This is a genomic window from Variovorax sp. Varisp41, from assembly GCF_047325085.1.
Taxonomy (GTDB): Bacteria; Pseudomonadota; Gammaproteobacteria; order Burkholderiales; family Burkholderiaceae_C; genus Variovorax.
In genome coordinates this window covers 5924103-5948338 of the sequence record NZ_CP168540.1, presented here as the reverse complement: position 1 = coordinate 5948338, position 24236 = coordinate 5924103, and the positions used below count along the sequence as shown (strand labels likewise).

25 protein-coding genes are annotated in these 24236 nt (G+C 71.3%); 15 read left to right on the top strand and 10 right to left on the bottom strand.

Features of this window, described 5'->3' with window-relative positions; genetic code table 11:
* The first annotated feature begins 25 nt into the window (after positions 1-25).
* On the top strand, positions 26-1153 hold the full coding sequence (locus ACEN9J_RS27640; protein WP_413762596.1) for an alpha/beta fold hydrolase: 1128 nt from the start codon (positions 26-28) through the stop codon (positions 1151-1153).
* A gap of 16 nt (positions 1154-1169) precedes the next feature.
* Here ACEN9J_RS27640 and ACEN9J_RS27635 read toward each other — a convergent pair whose 3' ends face one another.
* Entirely contained in the window at positions 1170-2051 is an 882-nt protein-coding gene (locus ACEN9J_RS27635; protein ID WP_413762594.1) for an NAD(P)-dependent oxidoreductase, read from the bottom strand.
* A gap of 114 nt (positions 2052-2165) precedes the next feature.
* Between ACEN9J_RS27635 and ACEN9J_RS27630 the strand changes: the two genes are divergently transcribed.
* Entirely contained in the window at positions 2166-2525 is a 360-nt protein-coding gene (locus ACEN9J_RS27630; protein ID WP_057591576.1) for a winged helix-turn-helix transcriptional regulator, read from the top strand.
* A gap of 10 nt (positions 2526-2535) precedes the next feature.
* Positions 2536-3735 carry a serine hydrolase domain-containing protein gene (locus tag ACEN9J_RS27625; RefSeq protein WP_413762593.1) on the top strand — a complete coding sequence of 400 codons (1200 nt, stop codon included), beginning with the start codon at positions 2536-2538 and terminating at the stop codon, positions 3733-3735.
* A 12-nt stretch (positions 3736-3747) separates the two neighbouring features.
* On the opposite strand, the gene ACEN9J_RS27620 is transcribed toward ACEN9J_RS27625, so the two are convergent.
* The 3 genes from ACEN9J_RS27620 to ACEN9J_RS27610 are packed head-to-tail and all read right to left on the bottom strand — an operon-like array spanning position 3748 to position 5152.
* The gene (locus tag ACEN9J_RS27620; protein ID WP_057591578.1) at positions 3748-4149 is read right to left on the bottom strand and encodes an OsmC family protein; all 402 of its coding nucleotides are present in this window, start codon (positions 4147-4149) and stop codon (positions 3748-3750) included.
* A 28-nt stretch (positions 4150-4177) separates the two neighbouring features.
* The gene (locus tag ACEN9J_RS27615) at positions 4178-4660 is read right to left on the bottom strand and encodes an N-acetyltransferase family protein (RefSeq protein ID WP_413762591.1); all 483 of its coding nucleotides are present in this window, start codon (positions 4658-4660) and stop codon (positions 4178-4180) included.
* A 24-nt stretch (positions 4661-4684) separates the two neighbouring features.
* A complete protein-coding gene (locus tag ACEN9J_RS27610) occupies positions 4685-5152 on the bottom strand; it encodes a winged helix-turn-helix transcriptional regulator (RefSeq protein WP_057591580.1) in 468 nt (155 codons plus the stop codon).
* Positions 5153-5281: 129 nt separating this feature from the next.
* Between ACEN9J_RS27610 and ACEN9J_RS27605 the strand changes: the two genes are divergently transcribed.
* Positions 5282-6583: a D-amino acid dehydrogenase gene (locus ACEN9J_RS27605; RefSeq protein WP_413762590.1), complete on the top strand. Its 1302-nt coding sequence runs from the start codon at positions 5282-5284 to the stop codon at positions 6581-6583.
* A 136-nt stretch (positions 6584-6719) separates the two neighbouring features.
* On the opposite strand, the gene ACEN9J_RS27600 is transcribed toward ACEN9J_RS27605, so the two are convergent.
* Positions 6720-7799: a Rieske 2Fe-2S domain-containing protein gene (locus tag ACEN9J_RS27600; protein WP_413762589.1), complete on the bottom strand. Its 1080-nt coding sequence runs from the start codon at positions 7797-7799 to the stop codon at positions 6720-6722.
* Positions 7800-8222: 423 nt separating this feature from the next.
* Here ACEN9J_RS27600 and ACEN9J_RS27595 point away from each other — a divergent pair, with 423 nt between their 5' ends.
* The 3 genes from ACEN9J_RS27595 (at position 8223) to ACEN9J_RS27585 (ending at position 11253) form a co-directional block, all read left to right on the top strand.
* Positions 8223-8750, top strand: coding sequence for a nucleoside deaminase (locus ACEN9J_RS27595; RefSeq protein ID WP_413762588.1), 528 nt, complete (start codon positions 8223-8225; stop codon positions 8748-8750).
* A 21-nt stretch (positions 8751-8771) separates the two neighbouring features.
* Positions 8772-9602, top strand: a complete 831-nt coding sequence (locus ACEN9J_RS27590; protein WP_413762587.1) for an urease accessory protein UreD — start codon at positions 8772-8774, stop codon at positions 9600-9602.
* 76 nt (positions 9603-9678) lie between these two features.
* The gene (locus ACEN9J_RS27585; RefSeq protein WP_413762586.1) at positions 9679-11253 is read left to right on the top strand and encodes a diguanylate cyclase domain-containing protein; all 1575 of its coding nucleotides are present in this window, start codon (positions 9679-9681) and stop codon (positions 11251-11253) included.
* A gap of 27 nt (positions 11254-11280) precedes the next feature.
* Here the strand turns inward: ACEN9J_RS27585 and ACEN9J_RS27580 are convergent, their stop codons facing one another.
* Positions 11281-12153: a LysR substrate-binding domain-containing protein gene (locus tag ACEN9J_RS27580; RefSeq protein ID WP_261210749.1), complete on the bottom strand. Its 873-nt coding sequence runs from the start codon at positions 12151-12153 to the stop codon at positions 11281-11283.
* A gap of 106 nt (positions 12154-12259) precedes the next feature.
* Here ACEN9J_RS27580 and ACEN9J_RS27575 point away from each other — a divergent pair, with 106 nt between their 5' ends.
* The 7 genes from ACEN9J_RS27575 (at position 12260) to ACEN9J_RS27545 (ending at position 20094) form a co-directional block, all read left to right on the top strand.
* On the top strand, positions 12260-12850 hold the full coding sequence (locus tag ACEN9J_RS27575; RefSeq protein ID WP_057591587.1) for a cysteine dioxygenase family protein: 591 nt from the start codon (positions 12260-12262) through the stop codon (positions 12848-12850).
* A 36-nt stretch (positions 12851-12886) separates the two neighbouring features.
* Positions 12887-14467 carry a rhodanese-like domain-containing protein gene (locus ACEN9J_RS27570; protein ID WP_413762585.1) on the top strand — a complete coding sequence of 527 codons (1581 nt, stop codon included), beginning with the start codon at positions 12887-12889 and terminating at the stop codon, positions 14465-14467.
* Between the two features lie 94 nt (positions 14468-14561).
* Positions 14562-15593, top strand: a complete 1032-nt coding sequence (locus tag ACEN9J_RS27565) for a Bug family tripartite tricarboxylate transporter substrate binding protein (protein ID WP_057591589.1) — start codon at positions 14562-14564, stop codon at positions 15591-15593.
* Between the two features lie 35 nt (positions 15594-15628).
* Complete coding sequence (gene metC / locus ACEN9J_RS27560; RefSeq protein WP_057591590.1) at positions 15629-16840, top strand: cystathionine beta-lyase; 1212 nt, start codon at positions 15629-15631, stop codon at positions 16838-16840.
* A 230-nt stretch (positions 16841-17070) separates the two neighbouring features.
* Entirely contained in the window at positions 17071-18477 is a 1407-nt protein-coding gene (locus ACEN9J_RS27555; protein WP_413762584.1) for a diguanylate cyclase domain-containing protein, read from the top strand.
* Between the two features lie 116 nt (positions 18478-18593).
* Entirely contained in the window at positions 18594-19319 is a 726-nt protein-coding gene (locus tag ACEN9J_RS27550; RefSeq protein ID WP_261210743.1) for a peptidoglycan DD-metalloendopeptidase family protein, read from the top strand.
* Positions 19320-19746: 427 nt separating this feature from the next.
* On the top strand, positions 19747-20094 hold the full coding sequence (locus ACEN9J_RS27545; RefSeq protein ID WP_057591593.1) for an H-NS family nucleoid-associated regulatory protein: 348 nt from the start codon (positions 19747-19749) through the stop codon (positions 20092-20094).
* Positions 20095-20224: 130 nt separating this feature from the next.
* Here the strand turns inward: ACEN9J_RS27545 and ACEN9J_RS27540 are convergent, their stop codons facing one another.
* On the bottom strand, positions 20225-20590 hold the full coding sequence (locus ACEN9J_RS27540) for a DUF1330 domain-containing protein (protein ID WP_216087353.1): 366 nt from the start codon (positions 20588-20590) through the stop codon (positions 20225-20227).
* 128 nt (positions 20591-20718) lie between these two features.
* Positions 20719-21642, bottom strand: a complete 924-nt coding sequence (locus ACEN9J_RS27535) for a helix-turn-helix domain-containing protein (protein ID WP_413762583.1) — start codon at positions 21640-21642, stop codon at positions 20719-20721.
* A 119-nt stretch (positions 21643-21761) separates the two neighbouring features.
* Here ACEN9J_RS27535 and ACEN9J_RS27530 point away from each other — a divergent pair, with 119 nt between their 5' ends.
* Positions 21762-22328 carry a hypothetical protein gene (locus tag ACEN9J_RS27530; protein ID WP_413762582.1) on the top strand — a complete coding sequence of 189 codons (567 nt, stop codon included), beginning with the start codon at positions 21762-21764 and terminating at the stop codon, positions 22326-22328.
* On the opposite strand, the gene ACEN9J_RS27525 is transcribed toward ACEN9J_RS27530, so the two are convergent.
* Entirely contained in the window at positions 22329-23561 is a 1233-nt protein-coding gene (locus ACEN9J_RS27525; RefSeq protein ID WP_413762581.1) for a glycosyltransferase, read from the bottom strand.
* Positions 23558-24205, bottom strand: coding sequence for a TetR/AcrR family transcriptional regulator (locus tag ACEN9J_RS27520; RefSeq protein WP_413762580.1), 648 nt, complete (start codon positions 24203-24205; stop codon positions 23558-23560). The genes ACEN9J_RS27525 and ACEN9J_RS27520 overlap by 4 nt, the downstream gene beginning before the upstream one ends.
* Positions 24206-24236 lie beyond the last annotated feature (31 nt).

Genomic DNA, 24236 nt, shown 5'->3' with positions numbered 1-24236 from the left:
AGGTCGGTTGCCCACACTGCGCGCCATGCCCCGGTTCCACCCCCTCTTCTTTCCGCCGCGGCGCGCCTTCCTGCGCGCCGCGCTGGCCTGGCCCTCGGCCGTCTCGCTCTCGGGCCTCGGCGGCCTCGTCACCCTCGGCGGCTGCGGCGGCAGCAGCCATCCGGTCGCCCCGCAGGCCAGTGCGCCCGCCGGCCCGATCGTGGTGTCGGTGACCGACCGGCGCGTGAAGGTGGCGCACGATGTCTCGCTGCATGTGCGCGACTGGCAATGCGACAACTGCCGCGGCCCGGCCATCGTGCTGCTGCCGGGGCTGGGCGCCAATGCCTACGTCTTCGACGGCCTGGCCCATGCGCTCGCGCCGCGCTCGCGCGTGATCGCGGTGAGCCGCCGCGGCTACGGCCAGTCGGACAAGCCGCTGCCGGTGCGCACCGCCACCGAGCACTACGAGGTCGACACTCTGGTGGCCGACCTGCATGCGCTGCTCGACGGCCTCGGGCTCGACCGCGTGGTGCTCGCGGGCCATTCGATCGCGGGCAACGAGCTCACGCGCTTCGCGGGCCGGCATCCGCAGCGCGTGCGCGGGCTGGTCTACCTCGATGCCACCTTCGACCACACGCGCAACCCCGGCACCGGCGGCCTGCCCGTGCCAGACAACCGGCTGTTTCGCGAACCGGTGCCGAACGAGGAGGACGGCGCCTCTATGGAGGCGGCGATCGCCTATGCGCGGCGCACGGTGCGCCACTGGTCGGCGCCGCTGGAGGCCAACCTGCGCGACCAGCTCGACCCACGGCCCGACGGCAGCGTGCGCCTCAACACGCCCGCCGCCGTGGCCGACGCGATGGACACCGCCAGCCATTCCTTCTCGCCCGACTACGCGCCGGTGCGAGCGCCCGCTCTCGTCGTGACCGCCATGCCGGGGGACATCCGCGACATCTTCCCCGCGCTGCCCGAGACGCTGGACGATGCCACGCAAAAGGACGCGGCCGCCTACCTGCGCGCGATCCGCTACGTGCGCGTCGACGACGCGGCCCGCCTGATGGCGGCGCTGAAGACTCGCCACCAGCTCGTGCTCGAGGACGCCTGCCACGGCGACTTCTTCATCGAGCGCGAGGCCGAGCTGGTGCGCGCCATCGAGGCGATGCGCTGGGCCTGAGGGCCGGCCGGCGATGTCAGGCCGGCGCGCGCAGCAGCTTGATCAGCGCCGCCAGTTCCTCGCCGCCGAGCCCCGCGGCATCGGCGCGCTGAAACAGGCCGGCCGCGAAGGCCGGGAACTCGCTGTTGATGCCGCTCTCGCGCGCCGTCTGCAGGATGCGCTGCGTGGCCTCGACCGAGATCCGCATCGGGCTCTGCGAGATCTTGAAGTCGCCCGACTGGATGACCGCGCCCTCGTGCTGCAGGAAGCTCGCGAAGGTCGGCATGATGCCCGCGACGATGCGTCCGAACTCGGCCACGTCGAAGCCCTCCGACTCGGCCACGCGCGCGCCGTGCAGGAAGCCCAGCATCGTGCCGTAGATGGTCGAGAGCGTCGCGAGGTCCATGGCCGCGGCGTTGCTGATCTTCTCGCCGAGGTAGACGATGCCGCCGCCGAGCACCGCGAGCAGCGGCTCGACGGCACGGAACACCTGCTCGTCGCCCGACATCAGGATCGGCGTGTCGCCCTTGCCCATCTGCTCGGGCGCGGCCTGGATCGCGCCCTCGAGGAAGGTGGCGCCGTGGCGCTGCGCCCAGGCCTGCGCATCGCGCGCATCGCGCGGGCTGCCGGTCGTGAGCTGCACCAGCAGGCGGCCGTCCATCGCGGCCGCCCCCCCCGCGGCGCCGAGGATCGCGTCGGCCGCGCGGTAGTCGTAGACGCACATCAGCACCACGCGGCTCGCGCGCACCGCGGCGGCGGCGCTGTCGGCCAGCACCGCGCCCTGGGCGACCAGCGGCGCGGCCTTGTCGGCGCTGCGGTTCCATATCGTGACTTCGTGGCCCTGTTCGAGGTAGAGGCGCGCGATGGTGGCGCCCATCGCGCCGAGGCCGATGACGGTGATCTTCTGCTTGCTGCTCATGGGGTGTTTCCGAAAAGGATTGACGATGGCCGCATGGTAGAAATCGCACCTCCCGATGGTCAAGTACCTACGATAAAGTGCGGTACTTACCAAAATGTCAGTATTGGAGAAGGCATGGCAGCGAAGAAGCCCTACGTCTGCGGCATCGGCCCCGCGTTCGAAGTCATCGGCGGGAAATGGAAAGCGCTGATCCTCTGGGAGCTGCACCTGCAGCCGCGCCGCTTCGGCGAGCTGCGGCGCATGCTGCCGGGCATCAGCGAGAAGATGCTGATCCAGCAGCTGCGCGAGCTCGAGACCGACGGCGTGGTCGCGCGCGAGGTGTTCCACGAGGTGCCGCCGCGCGTCGAGTATTCGGAGACCAAACTGGGTGCCACGCTCAACGCGGCGCTCGGCCCGCTCGCCGATTGGGGCGACCGCTACGCCAAGCGCGTGGAGGCGGCGCGCAAGCAGTCGGAAGCGGCCAGGCAGGGCTGATGGAGATCGGATGACAACGACGCTGAACGACCCGGCGCGCCGCAACGCGCTGGCCACGATGATCGCGATGGCCCTGCCATGGGGCAGCGCGCGCGCCGACGAGGGCTGCTCGGTCCGCGCCGCCTATGCCGGCCCGCCGCGGCGCTCCGCGCCCGATGCGGTCTGGCAGCGCGACTTCGGCCGCGCGATCGACGGCGAGCTGCCCGCCGACCTGCAGAAGAGCCTCGGCGATGCGCTCGACAAAATGCTGCAGCACGTGCCGGCCGCGAGCGTGGCGGTCGCGCTCCCCGGCGAAGGCAGCTGGCGGGCAACCCGCGGCCTGGCGCGCACCGAGCCGCGCGAGCCGGTCCGGCCCGATCAGGGCTTCCAGGTCGCGAGCACCGCCAAGACGCTGACCGCCGCGATCGTGCTGCAGCTCGTGGAGGAACGCCGGCTCGCGCTCGGCGACAGCATCGAGCGCTGGTTCCCCGAGGCGCCCAACGCCGGGTTCGTCACCATCGAGCACCTGCTGCGCCACACCAGCGGCCTCGTGAGCTTCAATGCGCTGCCCGACTTCGGCACGAAGTACCGGCCACCCGCGGAGATCATCGCCATGGGCCTCGCGCAGAAACCGCAGTTCTGCCCCGGCACGAACTGGAGCTACAGCAACACCGGCTACGCGATGCTCGGCGCCATCGTCGAACGGCTCGAGGGCGCATCCTTCGAGCAGGTGCTGGCGAAGCGGCTGGTCGGCCCGCTCGCGCTCACGCACACCACGATGCGCCGACCCGGCGTCGAACTGCCCGTGGTCAGCGGCCACGCGGGCGGCCGACCGGTCGAGGCGCCCGACCAGTACGCCACGCCCTATGCCGCGGGCGCGCTGGCCTCGACCGCGGGCGACCTCGTGCGCTTCTGGCATGCGCTGCTCGGCGGCCGGGTGCTGCCGCCGGCCACGGTGCGGCGCATGTTCGGCGACATGCCCGCGATGCTCGGCCCCTACAGCGGCGGCAATGCCTCGTACGGCATGGGCGTGCAGCTCTACGACGTGCCCGACGGGCCGGGCCTGATGCTGGGCCACAGCGGCGGCATCGAGGGCTTCACGAGCGTGGTCGCCTACGTGCCGGCCGACGACCTCTACGTCGCCGTGTCCTTCAACGAGAAGAAGGTGCCGGCCGAGGCCGGCCTGTGGTCGCTGCTGCGCGCGGTGCGGGCCTGGCGCGTGCTGCGCTGACCGCCCCCGGGTTCAGGCCGCCCAGTTCGTCTGGATCTCGGTCTTCACCTCGGTCATGAGCTTGTGCACCGGGCACTTGCCCGCCACGCGCAGCAGCTCGTCGCGCTGTGCGTCGGTGAGGTTGCCGCTCACGCGCAACGTCGAGTCGAGCCGGTAGATGCCCTTGCGCTCCTCGCTGTCGTCGCGGTCGACCACGACCTCGATGTCCTCGACCGGGATGCCCTTGCGGCGCGCGTAGATCAGCACGGTGAGCGCCTTGCAGGCGGCCAGCGAGGCGTCGTAGAGGTCGTGCGGCTCGGGGCCCTCGTCGTTGCCGCCGCCAGCGGGCGAGGCATCGACCGCGATCTCGTGGTTGCGGATCTTGAGGATGTGGCGCGTGCCGGTGGTGCCGTCGCGGCGGATCGAGATGCTCATGGCGGTGTCCTTGGGGTGGAGTAGAGGTTCAGGAAAGCAGCGGCTTCACGTAGAGGATGGTCGTGAAGCCGCTGTGCCATTCGAGGTCGGGATAGCGGTCGGCCTCGCGATAGCCGAGCGCGAGGTAGAAGCCCTGGCTCGCGGTGTTGAAGGTGTCGGTCTCGAGCCGCGCGCGCTCGATGCCGTCGGCGCGCATGCCGGCTTCGGCGAAGGCCATGAGGGCGCGCGCGATGCCCTTGCGCCGATGCGCCGCGGGCACGTGCAGCGCCTGCACGAAGTCGTGCTGCCAATGGACCATGCCGACCACCTCGCCGCCGATCTCGGCGACGAAGAACTCGGGCCCCATCTCGTCGATGTAGCCCACGGGCTCGCCGCTCTCGCAGTAGCCGCGCGCGGCCTCGGGCGTGAGCTGCGGCAGCCAGGTGCTCGCGAAGGTGTCGTCGAGGATGGCCTTGACGGCGTCGAAGTCGTCGAGGCGCCAGGGGCGGATGGTGATCGGGTCTGGGGACATGGGCGCGCGATGGTAGCCGTGCCTTCAGCGGTCGGTGGCGAGCATCAGGGTTTCCTTGATCTCCTCCATGACCACGTAGCTGTGCGACTCGGCCGCCACCGGCAGCTTCTTGAGGATGTCGCCGAGCAGGTGGCGGTATTCGCTCATGCCGCTCAGGCGCGCCTTCACGAGGTAGTCGAAGCTGCCCGACACGAGGTGGCATTCGAGCACCTCGGGCATGTGCAGCAGCTCCTGCCTGACCTTGTCGAACACGTCGCCCGACTTGGCCGAGAGCTTGATCTCGACGAACACCAAGAGCGTCTTGCCCAGCGCCTCGGGCGACACGCGCGCGTGGTAGCCGCTGATGACGCCGTCGCGCTCCATGCGCTTGACGCGCTCGGCGCAGGGCGAGGCCGAGAGGCCGATGCGCTCGGCCAGTTCGGTCATGGAAATGCGGCCCTGGCGCTGCAGCAGGTCGAGGATCTTGCGGTCGATTCGGTCGAGCTCGGGCACTTTCACTCCGCGCGGCGCATAGGAAGGTTCTACACAGGGGATTCCGCTGCCGAACGCTTGAAAACAGTGGAATCCACTTCATTCTGACGCATAAATTCTCATCATTCCATTCGAATCAGCGGATACACCATGAAAGTCATCGTTCTGGGCGGCGGCGTGATCGGCACCACCACGGCCTACTACCTCGCGCGCTCGGGCGCCGACGTCACCCTGCTCGACCGGCAGGCCGGTCCGGCCGAGGAAACCAGCTTCGGCAACGCGGGCCAGGTGTCGCCCGGCTACTCCACGCCCTGGGCCGCGCCCGGCATTCCGCTGAAGGCGATCAAGTGGATGTTCCAGAAGCATGCGCCGCTGTCGATCCGCCCCGACGGCACGCTGTTCCAGCTGCGCTGGATGGCGCAGATGCTGCGCAACTGCTCGCCCGAGCGCTATGCGATCAACAAGGAACGCATGATGCGGGTGGCCGAGTACAGCCGCGGCTGCCTGCAGGCGCTGCGCGCCGAGACCGGCCTGCAGTACGAGCACCGCACCGGCGGCACCTTGCAGCTGTTCCGCACGCAGGCGCAGCTCGACGCGGTGCAGCGCGACATCGCGGTGCTCGAGGAATGCGGCGTGCCCTACGAACTGCTCGACCGCGATGCGCTGGCACGCGTCGAACCCGCGCTGGCCGGCGCGCGCGACCGCCTCGCGGGCGGCCTGCGGCTACCGAACGACGAGACCGGCGACTGCCACCTGTTCACGCGCGGCCTGGCCGAGATCGCGCGCGGCCTGGGCGTGGACTTCCGCTTCGGCCAAAGCATCGAGGCGCTCGAGACCGAGGGCGGCCGCATCAGCGGCGTGCGCACCACGGCCGGCAAGGTGCTCACGGCCGACCGCTACGTGATGGCCTTCGGCAGCTACTCGCGCGCGGCCATCGCCTCGCTGGGCCTCGACATTCCCGTCTACCCGGTCAAGGGCTATTCGCTCACGGTGCCGCTGATCGACGAATCGCTGGCGCCGCAATCGACCGTGCTCGACGAGACCTACAAGGTGGCCGTCACGCGCTTCGACAACCGCATCCGCGTGGGCGGCATGGCCGAGCTCTCGGGCTTCGACCTGCGCCTGAACCCGCAGCGCCGCGCCACGCTCGAGAAGGTGGTGAGCGACCTGTTCCCGGGCGGCGACCTGCCGCGCGCGAGCTTCTGGACCGGCCTGCGCCCGATGACGCCCGACAGCACCCCGATCGTCGGCGCCACGCGCTACCCTAACCTGTTCCTCAACACCGGCCACGGCACCCTGGGCTGGACCATGGCCTGCGGCTCGGGCAAGCTGATCTCCGACATCGTGACCGGCCAGCGGCCCGAGATCCGCACCGACGGGCTCGCGATGGACCGCTACGAGCAGGGGTCGCAGCGTATGCCTCAACCGCGCCCGGCCTCTGCGACGGCCTGAGAAAGCGGACTTCCGGACGCAGAGGACGCGAAGGTTTCGCGAAGGGCGCAAAACAATTCAATAAAAAATTGGTTTTCCTTTCGCGTCCTCTGCGAAACCTTCGCGTCCTCTGCGTCCGGCTGCCCGATCCCGTTTTTCAGGCGGCCTTCGCAACCGTCACGCCGCTGTCCATCCCCCGGTACACCTCGGCCTCGCCATGCCGCGCGAGCAGCTGCATCAGGTGCTTGCGGATCAGCATGCCCGGGCGATCCGACTCCATCGAGTACTCGACGCCGCGCCGGCGCGTGTCGACCAGCGCATCGGGATCGGTCGACTCGAGGATGTCCTTGTCCTCGCGCGTGATCTCCTCGTCGAAGGCGATCAGCATCGAGGCCGGGCAGTCGGCCTCGGTGTCGTTGCGGAACAGCCATTGGCACAGCTGCATGCGGTGGTCGTCGATCGGCGTGAAGCAGTTGATGATGATGTGGCGGATGCCGCTCGGGTACTCGATGTCGAGGCGGCGCGAGAACGGCAGGAAATAGGCATTGCGCATGTGGCGCGTGGTGATGGGATCGCTCACGCCGCTGATCGCATGGAATTTCGCGGGATTGGTCGCCTCGATGACGGTCTCCGCGTGGAAGCCCGCCTCGTTCTCCACCAGCTCGTACCGGCTCGGCTTCGGGCTCGCGGCCACGCCGAAGGTGGCGCGGTGCACGAAGCTGAAGTGCGAGTTGTCGAAGGAGTTCTCGAGCGCGCGCAGCGGACTGGTCCGCCACTCCTCGTGGAACTGGAAGATGGTGCGGTAGCCCGGATCGTCGAACTCGGGAATGGCCGGGATGTCGGCGATCGGCTCCTCGAGCGCGACCCAGGCATAGCCATGGCGCGCGGTGCAGCGGTAGGCCGTGGTGCGGTAGTCGGGCGGAATCGGCCGCTCGGGGTCGTACTGCGGGATGCGGATGACCTGGCCGCCGCGGTCGTAGGTCCAGCCGTGGTAGCCGCACTGGATCGCGCCCTGAGCGCACGCCTGGCCCGCGCCGTCGACGCACCAGCCCTTGGAGAGCTTCGCGGTGCGGTGGCAGCAGCGGTCGCGCAGCGCGGCCGGCTGGCCCTCGGCGTCGAGGAAGAGAACGATGTCCTCGCCGAGCAGCCGGAAGGGCCTGGGCCCCTGGGCCAGGTCGGCGAGCGGCATGACGGCATGCCAGAACTTGCGGAAGACGGGTTGACGGGTGACGAGCATGCGTGGGACTCCTTCTGCGTTGCATGTCCGCGCACGACCAGCGATGCGCGGGGACGAACCGAAGAGCAATTTCCCGTCGCGGCCGGCTTCGCCAGGGGGTGGGACGAAGGCCGGTGGACTGAACGCTTCTACTCTGCGCCTTGCCCGATGCAAGTTGCGCGCCCGCATTGTGTCGCGCGGGCGATCCACCGTGCGCAATGCCCGAGCGCGCCGCCTTGGCATGCGGCATGCATTCCACGCCGCCGAGAGTAGAAGCGTTCAGCGGCAGATGCACCATCGAAGTGCGCCGCCCGGAAATTGCTCTTGCAGCGCCCGCGCCATGGCCCGCCGTTCAGGCGGTCATGATGCGGTCACCAGGACATCCGATCCGAGACAAACGAAACTGCCGCCCCGCCGCGGCGAACGCACGCCCTCTTTCCACGCATGAACTTCAGCGACACCCCATCCCCCTCCTTCCCCGCCGAAACCGCGCTCGACGAACGCGACGGCCGCTACCTGCGCAAGGCCATCGTCTGGTCGCACCTCGCGCGCCGGCGCGGCAACCGGCCCTTCGGTTCCGTCATCGTCTCGGCCGCGGGCGAGGTGATCGCCGAGGCCTACAACAACACCGGCGAGACCGGCGACTGCACCGGCCATGCCGAGACCAACGCGATCCGCGCGCTCGCGGGCTGCGGCATCTCGCGCGAGGAACTGGCCGGCGCCACGCTCTATGCCTCGGGCGAGCCCTGCGTGATGTGCGCGGGCGCGATCTTCTGGTCGAACATCGGCCGCGTGGTGTTCGGCATCGACGCCGAGCGGCTGCGCGTGTTCCGCGGCGAGCGGCAGGACCAGCGCGATGCCGAGCTGTCGTGCCGCGACGTGTTCCGCGTCTCGCCGCACCCGATCGAATGCATCGGCCCGGCGCTGGTCGACGAGGCCAGCGCCGCGCACGACGGCGCCTGGAAGAGCTGACGCGGCACATAGACTCCCCGCATGCCCTGGCACGCCCGCCTCCATCTTTCCTACCGCCACGAAGCCGACCGCACCGTCGCCCGCTTCCGCCACGACGGCCCGCTGCGCATCCTGCAGAGCCTCTACCCCGAGGGCGGTGCCGTCTGCCACAACGTGCTGGTGCATCCGCCGGGCGGGCTGGTGGGCGGCGACACGCTCGAGATCGAGGTCGAGGCCGCCGCCGGCAGCCATGGCCTGGTGACCACGCCCGGCGCCTCGCGCTTCTACCGCAGCGAGGGCGAGCGCGCGGTGCAGCGCACCCGGCTGCGGCTGGCGGCCGGCGCGCGGCTCGAATGGCTGCCGCTCGAGGCCATCTGCTACAGCGGCTGCGTGGCCGAGAACCGCATCGCCATCGAGGCCGAACCCGGCGCCGAGATGGTCGGCTGGGACGTGGCGGCGCTGGGCCTGCCGCATGCGCACCAGCCCTTCGAGCGCGGCAGCCTGCTGCAGCACATCGAGGCGCCCGGCGTGTGGCTCGAGCGCGGCCGCATCGACGCGGCCGACCAGAGGCTGCTGCAAAGCCCGCTGGGCCTGGGCGGCCACCGCTGCCTGGCCTCGCTGTTCTACGTGGCGGGGACGCCGGCCGCGCGCGCCCGGCGCGAGGCACTGCTCGCGCTCGCACGCGAACGCATCGAGGCCCAGGGCCTGGCCGGCAGCGCCGGCGCCACCAGCCCGCATGCCGAGGTGGTGGTGCTGCGCGTGCTCGCGCCGGTGGTCGAACCCGCGATGCGGCTGCTGCGCCAGGTGTGGCAGGACTGGCGCGCCGAGCTCTGGTCGCTGCCGGCCGCCACGCCGCGCATCTGGTCGACCTGAAGACCCCCGCCGCGGCGGCGGCGCTAAGGCTTTCGGCTACAGTCCCGCACCTCCCGCCTCACGACCCGCCGCCAGAGTGACCCTCCGAAAATCCGCTCGCAGCCTGGTCGTGCGCCTCCTCGTGATGGGGCTGGTGATGGCGATCATCGGCACCGCCGCCAGCTACATCCAGCTCAGCCGCTTCCTGCGCGAGGACCTGACGCAGTCGGTGGCCTCGCAGCAGACCGCGCTGGCCGCCTACGTGGCGCGCGACGTCGACAACTACCTGGTGGAGCGCCTTGCCTTCCTCGAGCGGCTGGCGCAGGCCGTGCCGCCCGAGCTGCTGGCGCAGCCCACGCCGCTGCACGCCTGGCTCGCGGAGCGCGGCGCGCTGAACCCGCTGTTCCCGCTCGGCCTGGCGCTCGCCACGCCCGACGGCAGGCGGCTCGACCAGGACGGGCAGTTTTCGACCGAGGCGCTGGAATTCGCCGCCGCGCGCGCCGGCCGGCGCGCGGTGGGCCGGGCGCAGGCGACGGCGGCGCATCACGCGGCCCTGCCCATGGCCGTGCCGCTGCGCGACGGCCGTGGCGAAGTGGTGGCCGTGCTGCTCGGCACCGCCGACCTCACGGCCGACGGCCTGCTCGACCACCTGCTGGAAGGCCGCGTGGGCCAGGCCGGCGGCATCCTCGTGATCTCGCCGCGCGACCGGCTCTTCGTCGCCTCGACCGACGCGACGATGATGCTGACCCCCACGCCGCCCGACGGCGTGAACCCGCTGCACGACCGCGCAATGGCGGGCTACCGCGGCAGCGGCACGACGCGCAACGCCCGCGGCATCGACGAGATCTCGGCCATCGCCTCGGTGCCGACGGCCGGCTGGTTCGTGGTCGCGCGGCTGCCGGTGGCGGAGGCGCTCGCGCCGGTGGCGCGCATGCAGGCCTTCATCCTGCGGCAGCGCGCGCCGGCCGTGACGATGGTGCTGATCGTGATCGGCCTGATCATGGCCTGGCTGCTGCGCCCGCTGCTGCGTGCCGCCGACCAGGCCGACCGCATGACGCGCGGCGAGCTGCCGCTGGCGCCGCTGCGCGTGGTGCGCGACGACGAGATCGGCCACCTGACGCAGGCCTTCAACCGGCTGCTGGCCAAGCTGGTCGACAACCAGCAGGCGCTGGCACGGCTGGCCCACCACGACACGCTGACCGGCCTGCCCAACCGCAAGCTGCTCGACGAGCGGTTGCAGCAGGCGCTGGCCCATGCCGCGCGCCACGGGCAGCCGGTGGCGGTGCTCTACCTCGATCTCGACGGCTTCAAGCAGCTCAACGACACCCTGGGCCACGAGGCCGGCGACCTCGCGCTGCGCGAGATCGCGCGCCGGCTGCAGGCGCTGGTGCGGCAGACGGACACCGTGGCGCGCATCGGCGGCGACGAGTTCGTGCTGCTCGCCACCGGCCTCGTGGAGCCCGCGGAACAGGGCGCGCAGGTGTTGGCGCAGCGCTGCATCGCGGCGATCGCCGAGCCGCTGCAGCTGGCACGCGCGCGCACGCTGATCGGCGTGTCGGTGGGCATCGCGCTGGGCCGTGGCGGCGAGACGCCGCGCGACCTGCTCGCGGCCGCCGACCAGGCGATGTACCGCGCCAAGCAGGACGGCCACGCCGTACCCGCGGCGCGCTGAACGCGCCCGCGCCGCTCAGCCCCGGGTTCAGCCCGCCGCGTCGGTGCGCGGCAGCCGCAGGTGCTTCTTCAGGTGCTCGAACACCTGCCGCGTGACCGGGTTCACCACGTGGCTGCGCACGTAGAGGTGGTAGGCCAGGTCGGGCAGCCGCGGCATGCCGTCGCCCACGCCGAGCACGCGCAGGCCCGCGTCGAGCTGCTCCACGCCGCGCGCCGTCACGCCGAGTCCCGCGCGCAGCGCCGCCTTGATGCCGATCAGGCTCGAGGAGGTGTAGCGCGGCGTCCAGGGCACGCCGGCCGCGTCGAGCGCCTCGTGGCCGATGCGCCGGAAGATGCTGGGCCCGTCGGCCATGATCAGCGGCACCGGCTTCGCCGGGTCGTGCACGTAGCCCGCGGCGCACAGCCACACGGTCGGCGAGTTGCGCAGCACCACGCCCTCGAACTGGGTGTCGATGCGGTTCGAGATGATCATGTCGACCTCGCCGCGCTTGAGCGAGGTCATGAGGTAGGGGCTGCGCGCCACGTGGATGTCGAGCTGCAGCAGCGGCGAGGTGCGCGCCACCTCGGTCAGCAGCAGCGGCAGCATGGTCTCGGCCACGTCGTGCGGCGCGCCGATGCGCAGGTTGCCCTCGAGCTGGCCCTCGCGCAGGCTGCGCAGCGCCTCGTCGTTGAGCGCCAGCAGGTGGTGCGCATAGTTGAGCAGGCGCTGGCCGTGCTCGGTCAGCCGCTTCTGCCGGCCCTGCCTGGCGAACAGCGGATGGCCGATCTGCTCCTCGAGCCGCTGCATCTGCTGCGTGACCGCGGACTGCGTGCGGTCCAGGTGCACCGCCGCGGCGGCGAAGCTGCGATGGGTGACGACGGCGGCGAGCGTGCGCAGCAGTTCGAGGTCGAGCGTGGGCATTCATTAATTTTATTGATGTGTTTTGCGCCCGTGCTGGATTGTTCGGCGCCGCCGGGCTCACTACAGTGGCTGCACAGAAATCGGGCAGCCCCACAGGAGAAACCGCATGAGCACCGCATCCGTTCCACGCCGCGAAGCCGTCGAGACGGCCATCGCCAGCATGAAGACATCCATCGCCAACGGTGAACCGACGCGCGAGAAGCTGGCCGAGGTGCTCGAAGCGCTGCAGGGCCTGGCCGCCCGCACCGACTACTGGCAGGCCGGCGACTACCCGCCGCCCGAGCCCGGCGAGCACCAGGCGCGCTACCTGATCGCCGAGGACGCCGACCAGAGCTACGCGCTCTATCTCAACGTGATGCGCCCGGGCAAGCGCATCGTGCCGCACAACCACACGACCTGGGCCTGCATCGCCGCGGTGGAAGGCACCGAGCACAACCGCGTCTACCGGCGGCTGGACGACGGCTCGGTGCCCGGCGTGGGCCGGCTCGAGGAGACCGCGCTGGTGGTGGTCGCGCCCGGCGCCGGCATCGCGCTGATGCCCGAGGACATCCACTCGGTGGAGATCCAGGGCGAGCAGACCATCCGCCACCTGCACATGTACGGCCGCGCGCTCGAGACGCTGGACCGCCGCACCGCCTACGACCTCGCGGCCGGCACCTGCCAGACCATGGGCATCGGCGTGCAGACGCGGCGCTGAACCGGCTCCCCCGCTTTCTTCCTTTTCGCTTTCCCCATGACCTCCATCGACCCGAAGACCCTCAAGCGCTGGCTGCACGACGGCGGCGAGATCGCGCTGCTCGACGTGCGCGAGCACGGCCAGTACGGCGAGTCGCACCTGTTCCTCGGCGTGCCGCTGCCCTTCAGCCGGCTCGAGCTCGATGCGCCGCGCCTGCTGCCGCGCCGCGGCGTGCGCGTCGTGACCTATGACGGGGGCGACGAGGAGAGCCGGGGCGTCGCTCATCGCGCGGCCGAACGCCTGCGGGCGCTCGGCTACGGCGACGTGCACGTGCTCGAAGGCGGCACGCGCGCCTGGCAGGCCGCGGGCCATGTGCTGTTCGCGGGCGTGAACCTGCCCTCGAAGACCTTCGGCGAACTGGCCGAGGAGGCCTATCACACGCCGCGCATCGGCGCCGACGAACTCGCCGCCATGCTCGCGCGCCGCGACGACGTGGTGGTGCTCGACGGCCGGCCCGTGAGCGAGTTCTTCAAGATGAACATCCCGGGCGCGACCTGCTGCCCCAACGGCGAGCTCGCCTACCGCGTGCGCCGGCTCGTGCCCGATGAGCGCACGACCATCGTCGTCAACTGCGCGGGCCGCACGCGCAGCATCATCGGCGCGCAGACGCTGATCAACCTCGGCGTTCCGAACCCGGTCTATGCGCTGGAGAACGGCACGCAGGGCTGGTACCTGGCCGACCATGCGCTCGCGCACGGCGGCACCGAGCGCTATGCCGACGACAGCGGCAACAACGAGCTGCGCGGCGCCGCGCAGGCGCTGGCCGCGCGCTTCGGCGCGCCCACGGTCGACGCGCGCACGGTCCGCGACTGGGCCGGCGACGCGGGCCGCAGCCTGTTCCTGTGCGACGTGCGCACGCCCGAGGAATTCGCGGCCGGCAGCCTGCCCGGCGCGCAGCACACGCCGGGCGGGCAACTGCTGCAGGCGGCCGACCAGTACCTGGGCGTGCGCGGCGCGCGGCTGGTGCTGTTCGACAGCGACGGCGTGCGCGCGCCCACGGTCGCGAGCTGGCTGCGCCAGATGGGCCACGACGCGAGCGTGCTCGAGGGCGGGCTCGCGAGCGGGCTGGCGCTCGAGGCAGTGACCGCACCCGCGCCGAAGCCGCTCGTCACGATCGATGCGCACGCGCTGTCGGCGCGCATCGAGAGCGGCGAGGTCGCGCTGGTCGACCTGCGCCCGGGCATGGCGTTCCGCGCCGGCCACATCGCGGGCGCGCGCTGGTCGATCCGGCCGCGGCTGGCCGACGACCTGCGCGGCGAAACGCGCCAGTTGGTGCTGGTGGCCGACGATCCGGCGCTCGCCGCCTGGGCCGTCGCCTCCGAACTCGCGGACCACGCGGCGCCGCTGCTGCTCGAGGGCGGCATGGCCGCATGGCGCGCCGCCGGGCTGCCGCTCGAGGCCACGCCCGCGCTGCCCAGCGATGCCGACTGCATCGACTACCTGTTCTTCGTGCACGACCGCCACGACGGCAACAAGGAGGCCGCGCGCCGCTACCTCGCCTGGGAGACCGGCCTGGTCGCACAGCTCGACGCGCAGGAGCGCGCCGCCTTCCGATTGCCGGGCGCGCCGCACGCGTAGCCCTCGCCCCCGTTCCTCGCCAGTCCACGGACCGCGGCTTCGCGCCACGGTCCGGCCTTCGCTCGTCCTCGTTCGTTCCGTCCAGGAGTTCACCATGTCGACTGCATCCGGCCTTTCCCCGCACCGTCCGTCCCGCCTGCGCCGCGCGCGCTGGCTGCTCGCCGCGGCCTGGAGCGCCACGCTCGTGCTGCAGGGCGCGGCGGCCGACCCGCTGCCCGCGCGCAACGGCTACCCCACGCAGCCGATCCGCTTCGTCTCGCCGTTCCCGCCCGGCGGCGGCAACGACGCCACCGCGCGCCTGGTGACCACGCGCCTGGCCGAGATCACGGGCCAGCCGGCCGTGGTCGACAACCGCGGCGGCGCGGGCGGCAACATCGGCGCCAAGGCGGTGGCCGATGCCAGGGCCGACGGCTACACCGTGCTGACCTCGCAGGTCTCGATCATGGCGGTGAACCCCGCGCTGTACGCGGCGCCGGGCTTCGACCCGGTCAAGAACTTCGTGCCGATCACGCAGATCAACGCGGCGCCGCTCGCGCTGGTGGTGGAGGCGAACTCGCCGCTCAAGTCCTTCGCCGACCTGGCCGCGAAGGCCAAGGCCAGCCCCGGCAAGCTCACCTATGCCACGCCGGGCAACGGCACGCTCTCGCACCTGGTCGGCGTGGTGCTGCAGAAGGACAACGGCGTCGACATGACGCACGTGCCCTACAAGGGCGCCGGCCCCGCGCTCACCGACCTGCTCGGCGGCCAGGTCGACGTGCTCGTGACCTCCACTGCCTCGGTCGCGGGCATGGTGCAAAGCGGCAAGCTGCGCGTGCTGGCCGTGACCAGCCCGCGCCGCATCGGCGTGTTCGCGAAGGCGCCCACGCTCGAGGAACTCGGCTATGCCAATGCGCGCTTCGAGGACTGGTACGGCTTCTTCGCGCCGGCCGGCACGCCGCCCGAGCGCGTGGCCTATCTCAACGAGGCAATCGTGCGCACCCTGCACCTGCCCGAGGTGAACAGGCAGGTGACCGACGGCGGCAGCGAGGTGGTCGCGAACACACCCGAGGCCTTCGCGGCGCAGCTCAGGCAGGACATCGAACGCTGGTCGCGCATCGTGAAGCTGTCGGGCGCGCGCGCCGACTAGCATCGGCGAACGCCTCCACGACAGAGAAGAAGCCCATGCCCGCCTCGCCCACCGATCCCTCCGGCCTGTCCCTCGAAACCCGCATCGCCCACCTCGGCAAGCACCCCGCCCATGCGGGCGGCGCGCCGGTCAACCCGCCGCTGGTGCGCGCCAGCACGGTGGTGTTCGACAGCGTGGCCGCGATGCGCGACGCCCGCGCGCGGCGCGGCGAGGAGCGCGTCTTCAGCTACGGCGCGCGCGGCACGCCCACCACCTTCGCGCTCGAGGATGCGGTGAGCGAGCTCGAGGGCGGCTACCGCACGCGGCTCTTTCCCACCGGCCTCGCGGCCATCGGCATGGTGCTGCTGTCCTACCTCAAGCCGGGCGACCACGTGCTGATGTCCGACAGCGTCTACGAGCCGGCGCGCCAGCTGGTGCATTCCTTCCTCGATCCCTACGGCATCCGCTGCAGCTTCTTCGCGGCCGACGGCAGCGGCATCGAGGCGCTGTTCGAGCCCGCCACGCGGCTGGTCTACGCCGAGTGCCCGGGCTCGCTGGTCTACGAGATGTGCGACCTGCCGAAGCTGGCCGCGCTCGCGCATGCGCGCGGCGCGCTGCTGGCGGCCGACAACACCTGGGGCTCGGGCCTGCAGTACCGCCCGCTCGCGCTCGGCGCCGACATCTCGCTGATGGCCGCCACCAAGTACCTCTCGGGCCACTCCGACGTGATGATGGGCACGGTGGCGACCACGCGCGAGGCCTGGCGCGCGCTCAACGAGCGCTGCGACGCCTTCGGCATGACCGTGAGCCCCGACGACGCCTGGCTGGTGCTGCGCGGCATCCGCACGCTGTCGGCGCGGCTGCGCCTGCACGAGCAGCATGCGCTCGAGGTCGCGCGCTGGCTGCAGGCGCGACCCGAGGTCGCGACCGTGTTCTGCCCCGCGCTGCCCACGCACCCCGGGCACGATCTCTGGCGGCGCGACTGCAGCGGCACCAACGGGCTGCTGTCCTTCGAGCTGCGGCCGGAGATCGCGCCGGCCGCGGTCGAGCGGCTGGTCGACGCGCTCTCGCTGTTCGGGCGCGGCTCGTCCTGGGGCGGCTACGAGAGCCTCGTGGCCTGGGCCAACATGCGCGCGGCGCGCAGCGTGAGCGACTGGAGCGCGCGCGGCGCAGTGGTGCGGCTGCACGTCGGGCTCGAGGCGCCGGCCGACCTGGTGGCCGACCTCGGCCGCGGCTTCGCGGCCGCCGGGGCCGGCGAGGCCGGCTGAGGGCGCCGGGCCGCGTTCCCGCGCCCAGGCGGGCCGATCGGCTTTGTCAGCATCTGTTTCCTTTCCGCGGCTTCGGCGGCGCGGAACAGGGCCGCGAGAGCGCCGCCCGCACCCCGGCAGCCACCGCCGGTCACCAGGACGTGAAAAAAGCCCCTGCTCCGGGCAACAATTAGTGACCTTTTCTTAAGGCCAAAGGTTACATTCAGGCTCCAGCGCAGCGCACACCTGCCATGAACCGGATCGGCTTCTCCCCACGCACCCCTTTCCCGCCGGAAAGCACGCGCTCGCGCACGGCGAGCTTCATCCCCTGGCTGATCGCGGTCCAGCTCTTCGTGCTCGTGCCGATGCTGGCCTTCAGCGTCTACGTCACCACCCGCATGGGCGACCAGGCAGAGGCCCGCGAGCGCCAGTTGCTGCTCGACAAGGCCAACAGCACCGCCGCCGCGATGGCTCGCGAGGCCGACCGGCTGCGCGCCGACGTCCACCAGCTCGCCGCCGTGCCGCGCTCGGGCCAGCGCTTCGAGGTACAGGGCCCGGGCGAAGCCTCGCCCGCGCTCCATGCCGTCTACCGTCCCGATGGCACGCCGTGGCTGGCCGATGTACCGGCCGCGCTCGTCGGCCTGCGACCCGAGGGTTTCGGCGTGGTGCTGCGCGAACAGATCTGGCCCGAGGGCTGGGTTGCCTCGCTGGTCGACGCCAGCGGCAAGGTGGTCGCGCGCTCGCGCGACGAGGACCGCTATCTCGGCCACCACGCCACGCCCCAGCTGCGGCAGAAGATCGCCGGCGCCGACCGCAGCGTCAGCAGCACCCTCACGCTCGACGGCCTGAAGGTGCTCTCCACCATCGCGCCGGTGCCCGGCACGGCCTGGTGGGTCGCGGTCGGCGTGCCCGAGGACACCCTGACCCGCAGTGCCCGCAACCCGCTGGCCTCGCTGCTCGGCATGGGCAGCTGCCTGGTCGTGCTCGGCCTGGCGGCCTCGGCGCTGATCGCGCGCCGGCTCAACCGCGAATTCCGGCCCGCCTCGATGGACGTGCCCGATGTGGTGGTGCCCACCGCCACCGCGCGCGCGCTCACCGTGCCCGGCCCCGCGGCCGAGGCCATGCCGAAGACCGGCGTGGCCGCCGAAATGGCGCCCGCGCCCGACGACATGGCGCGCGACGACATCACCGGCCTGCCGCTGCCCGAGGTCTTCCTCGCCCAGGTGCGGCAGGCCCGCACCGTGGCCGAGAACAGCCCCGGCTTCCTTTGGTGCGCGATCAGCGTCGAGCTCGGCGGCCTCGCCGCGGCACGCGACCGCCTCGGCGAGGAAGCGGCCGAACGGCTGCTGCAGGCCTTCGTCGGCCGCATGCGCCGCTCGGTGCGGCCCGGCGACGCCTGCGGGCGCATCGACGCCGACACCTTCGTCATCGTGCTGACCGGCCCCCGCGACGGGCTGGCGCAGGCCGCAGAGCGCGTCGGCTCCTCGCTGGTGCGCGGCGCGCGGGCGCTCGGCCACGGGCTGGACTGCAAGGTCGGCTTCGCCATCGGCGACCCGGCGCGACCGGTCACGGCGGTGCTCGAGCAGGCCGCCCATGCGCGGCAGGAAGCCCGCATCGACGGCGCCAGTGCCACGCGCTGGTTCAACGTCATCGCCTGAGCCTCCCGGCCTCCTACGGCCACCGCCGTCGCCTCGTGCGATCATGCCCCGCCGCGCACGGCGGCTTTTGATCCAGGAGGTATCCGGTTTTGGTTTCGACAGGCAGGAACTGGCGCATGCGCGCCGCACCGCTCGTGGCCCTGACGATGGCGCTGGCCATCGCGGGCTGTTCCACCCCATCCCCGGGCAGCGCGCCCGTCGAGAAGAGCGATGCGCGCGGTCCCGGCAACTACGTGGTGCAGCCGGGCGACACCCTGTACCGCATCGCCTCGAAGACCGGCCGCCGGATGCAGGACATCTCGCGCTGGAACGGCATCGACGACCCGGACAAGCTCGAGGTCGGCCAGGTGCTGCGCATCGTGCCGCCGGGCGGCGCGTCGGAGCCGCCGCGCACCGCGGGCGGTGAGCGCGAACCCTCGAAGCGGCCCGTGCCGCCGGCACCGCGCGAATCGGGCCCGCCGCCCTCGCGCGTCGGCACCGGCGACTGGGCCTGGCCCGCGCCGGGCCCGGTGATCGCGGGTTTCAACGGCGGCAGCAACAAGGGCGTCGACATCGCCGGCAAGCTCGGCGAGCCGGTGGTCGCCGCGGCCAGGGGCGTGGTCACGGTCAGCGAGACCCTGCGCGGCTACGGCAACGTGCTCATGATCGACCACGGCGGCTCGCGCATGTCGGTCTACACCCACCTGCGCAGCGCCCTGGTGAAGAAGGGCCAGACCGTGCAGAAGGGCCAGCAGATCGCCGAGATGGGCAATACCGACGCCGACCGGGTCAAGCTGCATTTCGAGGTCCGCGTGGGCGGGCGCGCGGTCGATCCGCGTTCATTCCTGGCCGACGGACGATAAATTCCGCCGCCGGAATAGGGTGGCGGGCTCGAATTGGGATTGCCGGTCGCGCACCGGACTTGGGCATCCGGGTATTCCAGTGCGAGTTCTTTGCGGTCGTCCAATTGCAGCCTCGACGGCCGGCGCCGAATCCCGCGCGATGCGGTGAAGTCGAATTCATTCACCGACCGGCACGGAAGCCTGCCAGCCCGAATCCCCAATTCCCAAAAAGGAATCCGGGATTCCGCTTCCCGATCAGATAAAGTCGGCGGGCCGGATTCGATGCCGGCACGGATTGGCGATGGGCCAAACCGGATGCCTTTTTTGTAGACCACCTGTCTGCGACTCGTCCTGATTTCGATCTTGCGACAATTGCTGACAACGAAAAATGCGTTCGCGGCCTAATCTCGCCAGCTCTCCTCTCCTCACTCAAATACAAAGCATCTCCATGGCCAAGACATTCCAACAGGTCCAGAAGCAAATCGAACAACTCCAGAAAGAAGCCGATCAGCTTCGCAAGAAGGAAGCCGACGGCGTCCTCGAGCGCATCCGCGAAGCCATCGAGGTGTATGGCTTCACGGCCGCCGAATTGGGTTTCGGCCGCTCGCCCGGCCGTCCCGCCGCCACGGCGAAACCCGCCGCGCGCCAGGGCCGCAAGGGTCGCAAGGCCGCCGGCAATGCGCCCAAGTTCAGGGACGACCAGGGCAATGTGTGGAGCGGCCGCGGTCCGCGTCCCGGCTGGTTCAAGGCCGCGCTCGAAGCCGGCAAGTCGCCCGACGAACTGCTCGCGAAATAAGGCGACGGACTTCGAGAGGCGCCGCTACCACCGGTGCGCCATCCCGAAACCCGCCTTTGGCGCTTTCGAATTGCACATGCGGCCCTCGAGGCCGCATGTCTTTTTGGGGCGGCCGAATTGCGCCGCCGGGCTATCGCCCCAGGGGCCGCAATCCCTCCACCAGCAGCACCACCGCATCCGCGCCGGCCTTGCGGTCGCGCGCAATCGCCGCATAGCCGGGATCGTTCTGGAATGCGCGCGCGGCCTCCTTGTCAGCGAATTGCATCACCACCACCTTGTCGCGCTGCCATCCGCCTTCGAGGATTTCGGGCGCTTCGTCGGCCACGAGCAATTGCGCGTCGAAGCGCGCGAACACGGCCGGGAATGCGCGTTGATAACGCCGGTAGGCCTCGAGGTCTTTGAAGGCGAGTTGCGCAATGATGTAGGCGGGCATCTTCGGAATGTCTCCTGTGTCGCTTCGGTCTTTGATGGGCGATGCGGCGACGATCGGATCCATTCGCGGTCGCCGGCCGCATCGCCTCCAGTATCCATTCGCGAAAAGCCGAAACGCGCGTCCCATTGCGTGCATCGGCAATAGGCCGAAAGGCGGACCACCGAGCGAAGAGTCCCGGCAGCGGGGAAGCGCTATGAAATGGCGCGCGGCGTCGCCGACGGCAGTTCGCCGAACAGCGCCTTGTAGCGCTGCGAGAAATGGCTCAATTGATGGAACCCCTGCGCCTCGGCCGCCTGCGACACGCTGCATTGCGCGGCCGAGGTGGCCAGCAGGCGGCCGCGCACCGCATTGAGCCGCAGGCTGCGCAGGTAATGCACCGGCGTCGTGTCGGCCATCTGCCGGAAGCCGTTCTGCAGGCTGCGCCGGCTGGTGCGCAGGCGCCGGCACAGCGCCTCGATGTCGGGCGGCGCGGCGCCGCTGGCGGCCACGATGCGATGGCACTCCGAGACGATGAAGCTCGCCGAGCTGCCCGCCACGCCCGGTGGGGCACCGGCCGCCCCCTCGAGCACGGCATGCAATGCCTCGAAGGCGATGCACGCAGCGGCTTCCTCGTGCGCGGTATCGCCGCCCTGCACCAGCCCCAGCAAGGCGTGCCGCAAGCGCGCCACGGCTTCGGCCGGCGCGCGCAGCACCGGCTGCGACAGCAGGCGCAGCGCCTGCGGCGGCAAGGGCCGCGCATCAAGCAGGCGGCGGAACTGCTCGGCCTCGAAGGTCACGGCCAGCAGTTCCATGTCGCGCGGACGCTGCAAGGTGAAGTCCTCGCCGGCGCGCAGCAGGAACAGGCTGTGGTCCTCGAGCGCGCGGCCCTGCACGCGCGGAATGCCCGCGCCCTGGCCATTGCCGACCGCGAAGCACAGCCGTCCCGCCGGCAGGCAGCCCTGCTGCACGACGCGCTCGCTCATCCACTTGCGGAACACGTGCACCCCGCCCGACACGGCTTCGGCCAGCGTGCTGCGCATCACGCCCTGCGACAGCTGCAGGTAGCGCTGCTGCCACTCGGGCGCGGAAGCACCATGCAGGTGGAAGTCGTCGTACAGGTCGAGGGTGATGGCCATGCGTCGGCAAGGGGCGGTGGGACGCCAGCGTACGCCGGCCCGCGCATTTTGCCGATTTGGGTTAACGAGCGTTCGGCCTCCCGCCGCACACTGCCGGCCTCTTCACACAGGGCAGCCCCATGACCGAGGAACAGACCCAACAAGCCCTTCTGGGCGACTGGACCAGCATCGCGACCGAAGTCCGGCCCAGCGCCGCGAAGAATGCCGACGGCACGCTCAAGCCCTTCTACCTGAAGCGCGCCTTCAAGGCCCTGCCCGACGACCGCTTCGAGCTCGCCATCGTCAACTCGGCCGACCCGAACGGCGCCGTGCCGCTCGCGCGCGTCCTCATCAAGGGCCACATGCTGTGGCGCGGCGCGCACCCGATCGCGGCCGGCGCGCAGAAGGTGGACTTCGTGGCCGACGAGGCCTACGAGGTCACGCCGCTGATCCAGGGCTTCGCCGACCTGCTGAACCAGGTGGCGAGCCAGGGCTATGCGAAGTGGGAGCTCAACGGCACGCAGAGCGTGTTCGGCAAGAGCTTCGCGCCCTTCGGCCTGGCGGCGGGCCGCCATTTCATGGAGTACGACCTCGTCCACCTGCGCGGCGACATGCTGTTCTGGGGCGCGCGCCACATCGACGGCCGCGGCTTCGACACCGAGCAGAACCGGCCGACCAACCTGCAGATCCCGCTGGTGCGCCCCTGATCAGCGCGCGAGCGTGGCCTCGATGAAGGCCACGGCGCGCGCCAGTCCCTGCTCGGCGCGCATGCGCTCGCCGAGTTCGCGCGCCCGCGAGCGCACCGCCTCGTCGTCGGTCCAGGCGATACCGCGCGCCAGGTCCTGCGCCGTGAGCCGCGTGCCGGCCACCGCCGCGGGCGCCACACCGGCACGCGCGAGCTGGTGGGCCCAGAAGAACTGGTCGCCCGCGAACGGCACCACCACCGAGGGCACGCCGGCACGCGCCGCCGAATGCGCGGTGCCCGAGCCGCCGTGGTGCACCACCGCCGCCATGCGCGCGAACAGCCAGTCGTGCGGCACGTCGCCCACCACGTGGAAGTTGGCCGGCAGCCCGTGCATCGCCATGCCGCTCCAGCCCGGGTTGAACACCGTGCGCCGGCCCGCCATCGCCTCGACCAGCATCGCGCGCATGCGCACCGCATCGAAGCCCGTCATGCTGCCGAAGCCCAGGTAGACCGGCGCCTCGCCCGCGTCCAGAAAAGCCTGCAGCGCCGCGGGCACCTGCCAAGCGCTGGCGGGCGGCATCCACTGCCCGAAGGCCACCGCGTTGCCGGGCCAGTCGGCAGGGCGCGGCAGCAGGCTCGGCGAGAAGCCGTAGAGCATCGCGTGCCCGTCCCACATCTTGCCGCGTGCCGGCAGGCCGCAGACCTCGGCGCGCGCCGCATTGATCGCCGGGCGGAAGGCGCGCCACAGCATCGCGTTGACGAAGCGATGGCTGGTGCGGTGCAGCCAGCGCGGCACCTTCGCGGGCGGCACGAAGGGCGTGGCGAAATCGCGCGTGGGCGTGAGCGGGAACATGCCCGCGCCGATCACCGGCACGCGCAGCGCGTCGCCGGCCGAGAGCCCGACGAAGGCCGCGAGCCCCGCCGACACGATGGCATCGCAATCGCGTGCCGCCTCGACGGTCTGCCGCAGCCAGGCCGCGGCATTGGCGTTGGCGATGGCCGCGAGCGCCTTCGCGGCCGCGCCCGGGTTGTGGCTCTGCGCGACCACGTTGGCGATCGCGCCGCTCGCGCCCAGCGCGCCCTGAATGTCGCCGGCGAGCGCCTGCGAACGCACGCCCAGGCGCTGCGCGGCGCCGAGCGTGGAGGCATCGGCCAGCAGCAAGGTCGAATGGCCGGCCGCGTCGAGCGCATGGCACAGCGCGGCTAGGGGACGCGCATCGCCCTCGGTGCCGTAGGTGACGACCGCGATCCTCATGCGCGCTTCCTCCTCGCGGCCTTGGCACCGGCGCGCGTGCCCTCGACGAAGACCTCGACGATCGCCGCGAACTCCTCGCCCAGTTCCAGGCCCGGCAGCGTGAGCCAGCGCATCAGCGCGCCGAAGTACAGGTGGTGCAGCAGTTGCGCGAGATGATCGGGCGCGAGGTCGGCGCGCAGGCTGCCCTCCTGCTGCGCATCGCGGATCAGCAGCGCGAACAGCCCGATCAGGTCGCGCGGCCGGCCCTCGGGATCGCCACCGCCGTCGATCTCGGACTCGATGTTGAGGAAGCGAAAGCGGAAGTAGTCGAGCAGGTAGGCGCGATGGCGCTGCGACCATGCGGCCGAAGCCTCGAGCAGCCGCGCGAGCCGCGCCTCGAAACCGCCGGGCGCGCCGACCAGTTCGGCCAGCCGCGCGGTATCGGCCGCGAGCTCCAGGTGGATCCAGTGCGCGAGCACTGCCTCCTTGGTCGCGAAATGGTTGTAGAGCGTGCCCTTGGCCACGTCGGCCCGCAGCGCGATCTGCTCCATCGTGGTGGCGTCGTAGCCCTGGGCCTCGAACAGTTGCATAGCGGTGGTCGCCACGTGGTCGAGCGTCTGGACGCGCCGCCGTTCGCGGCGGCCGGGGATCTCCGGGACTGGCAAGGCGAAACCTTCAAAGTTGAACGTCGTCCAA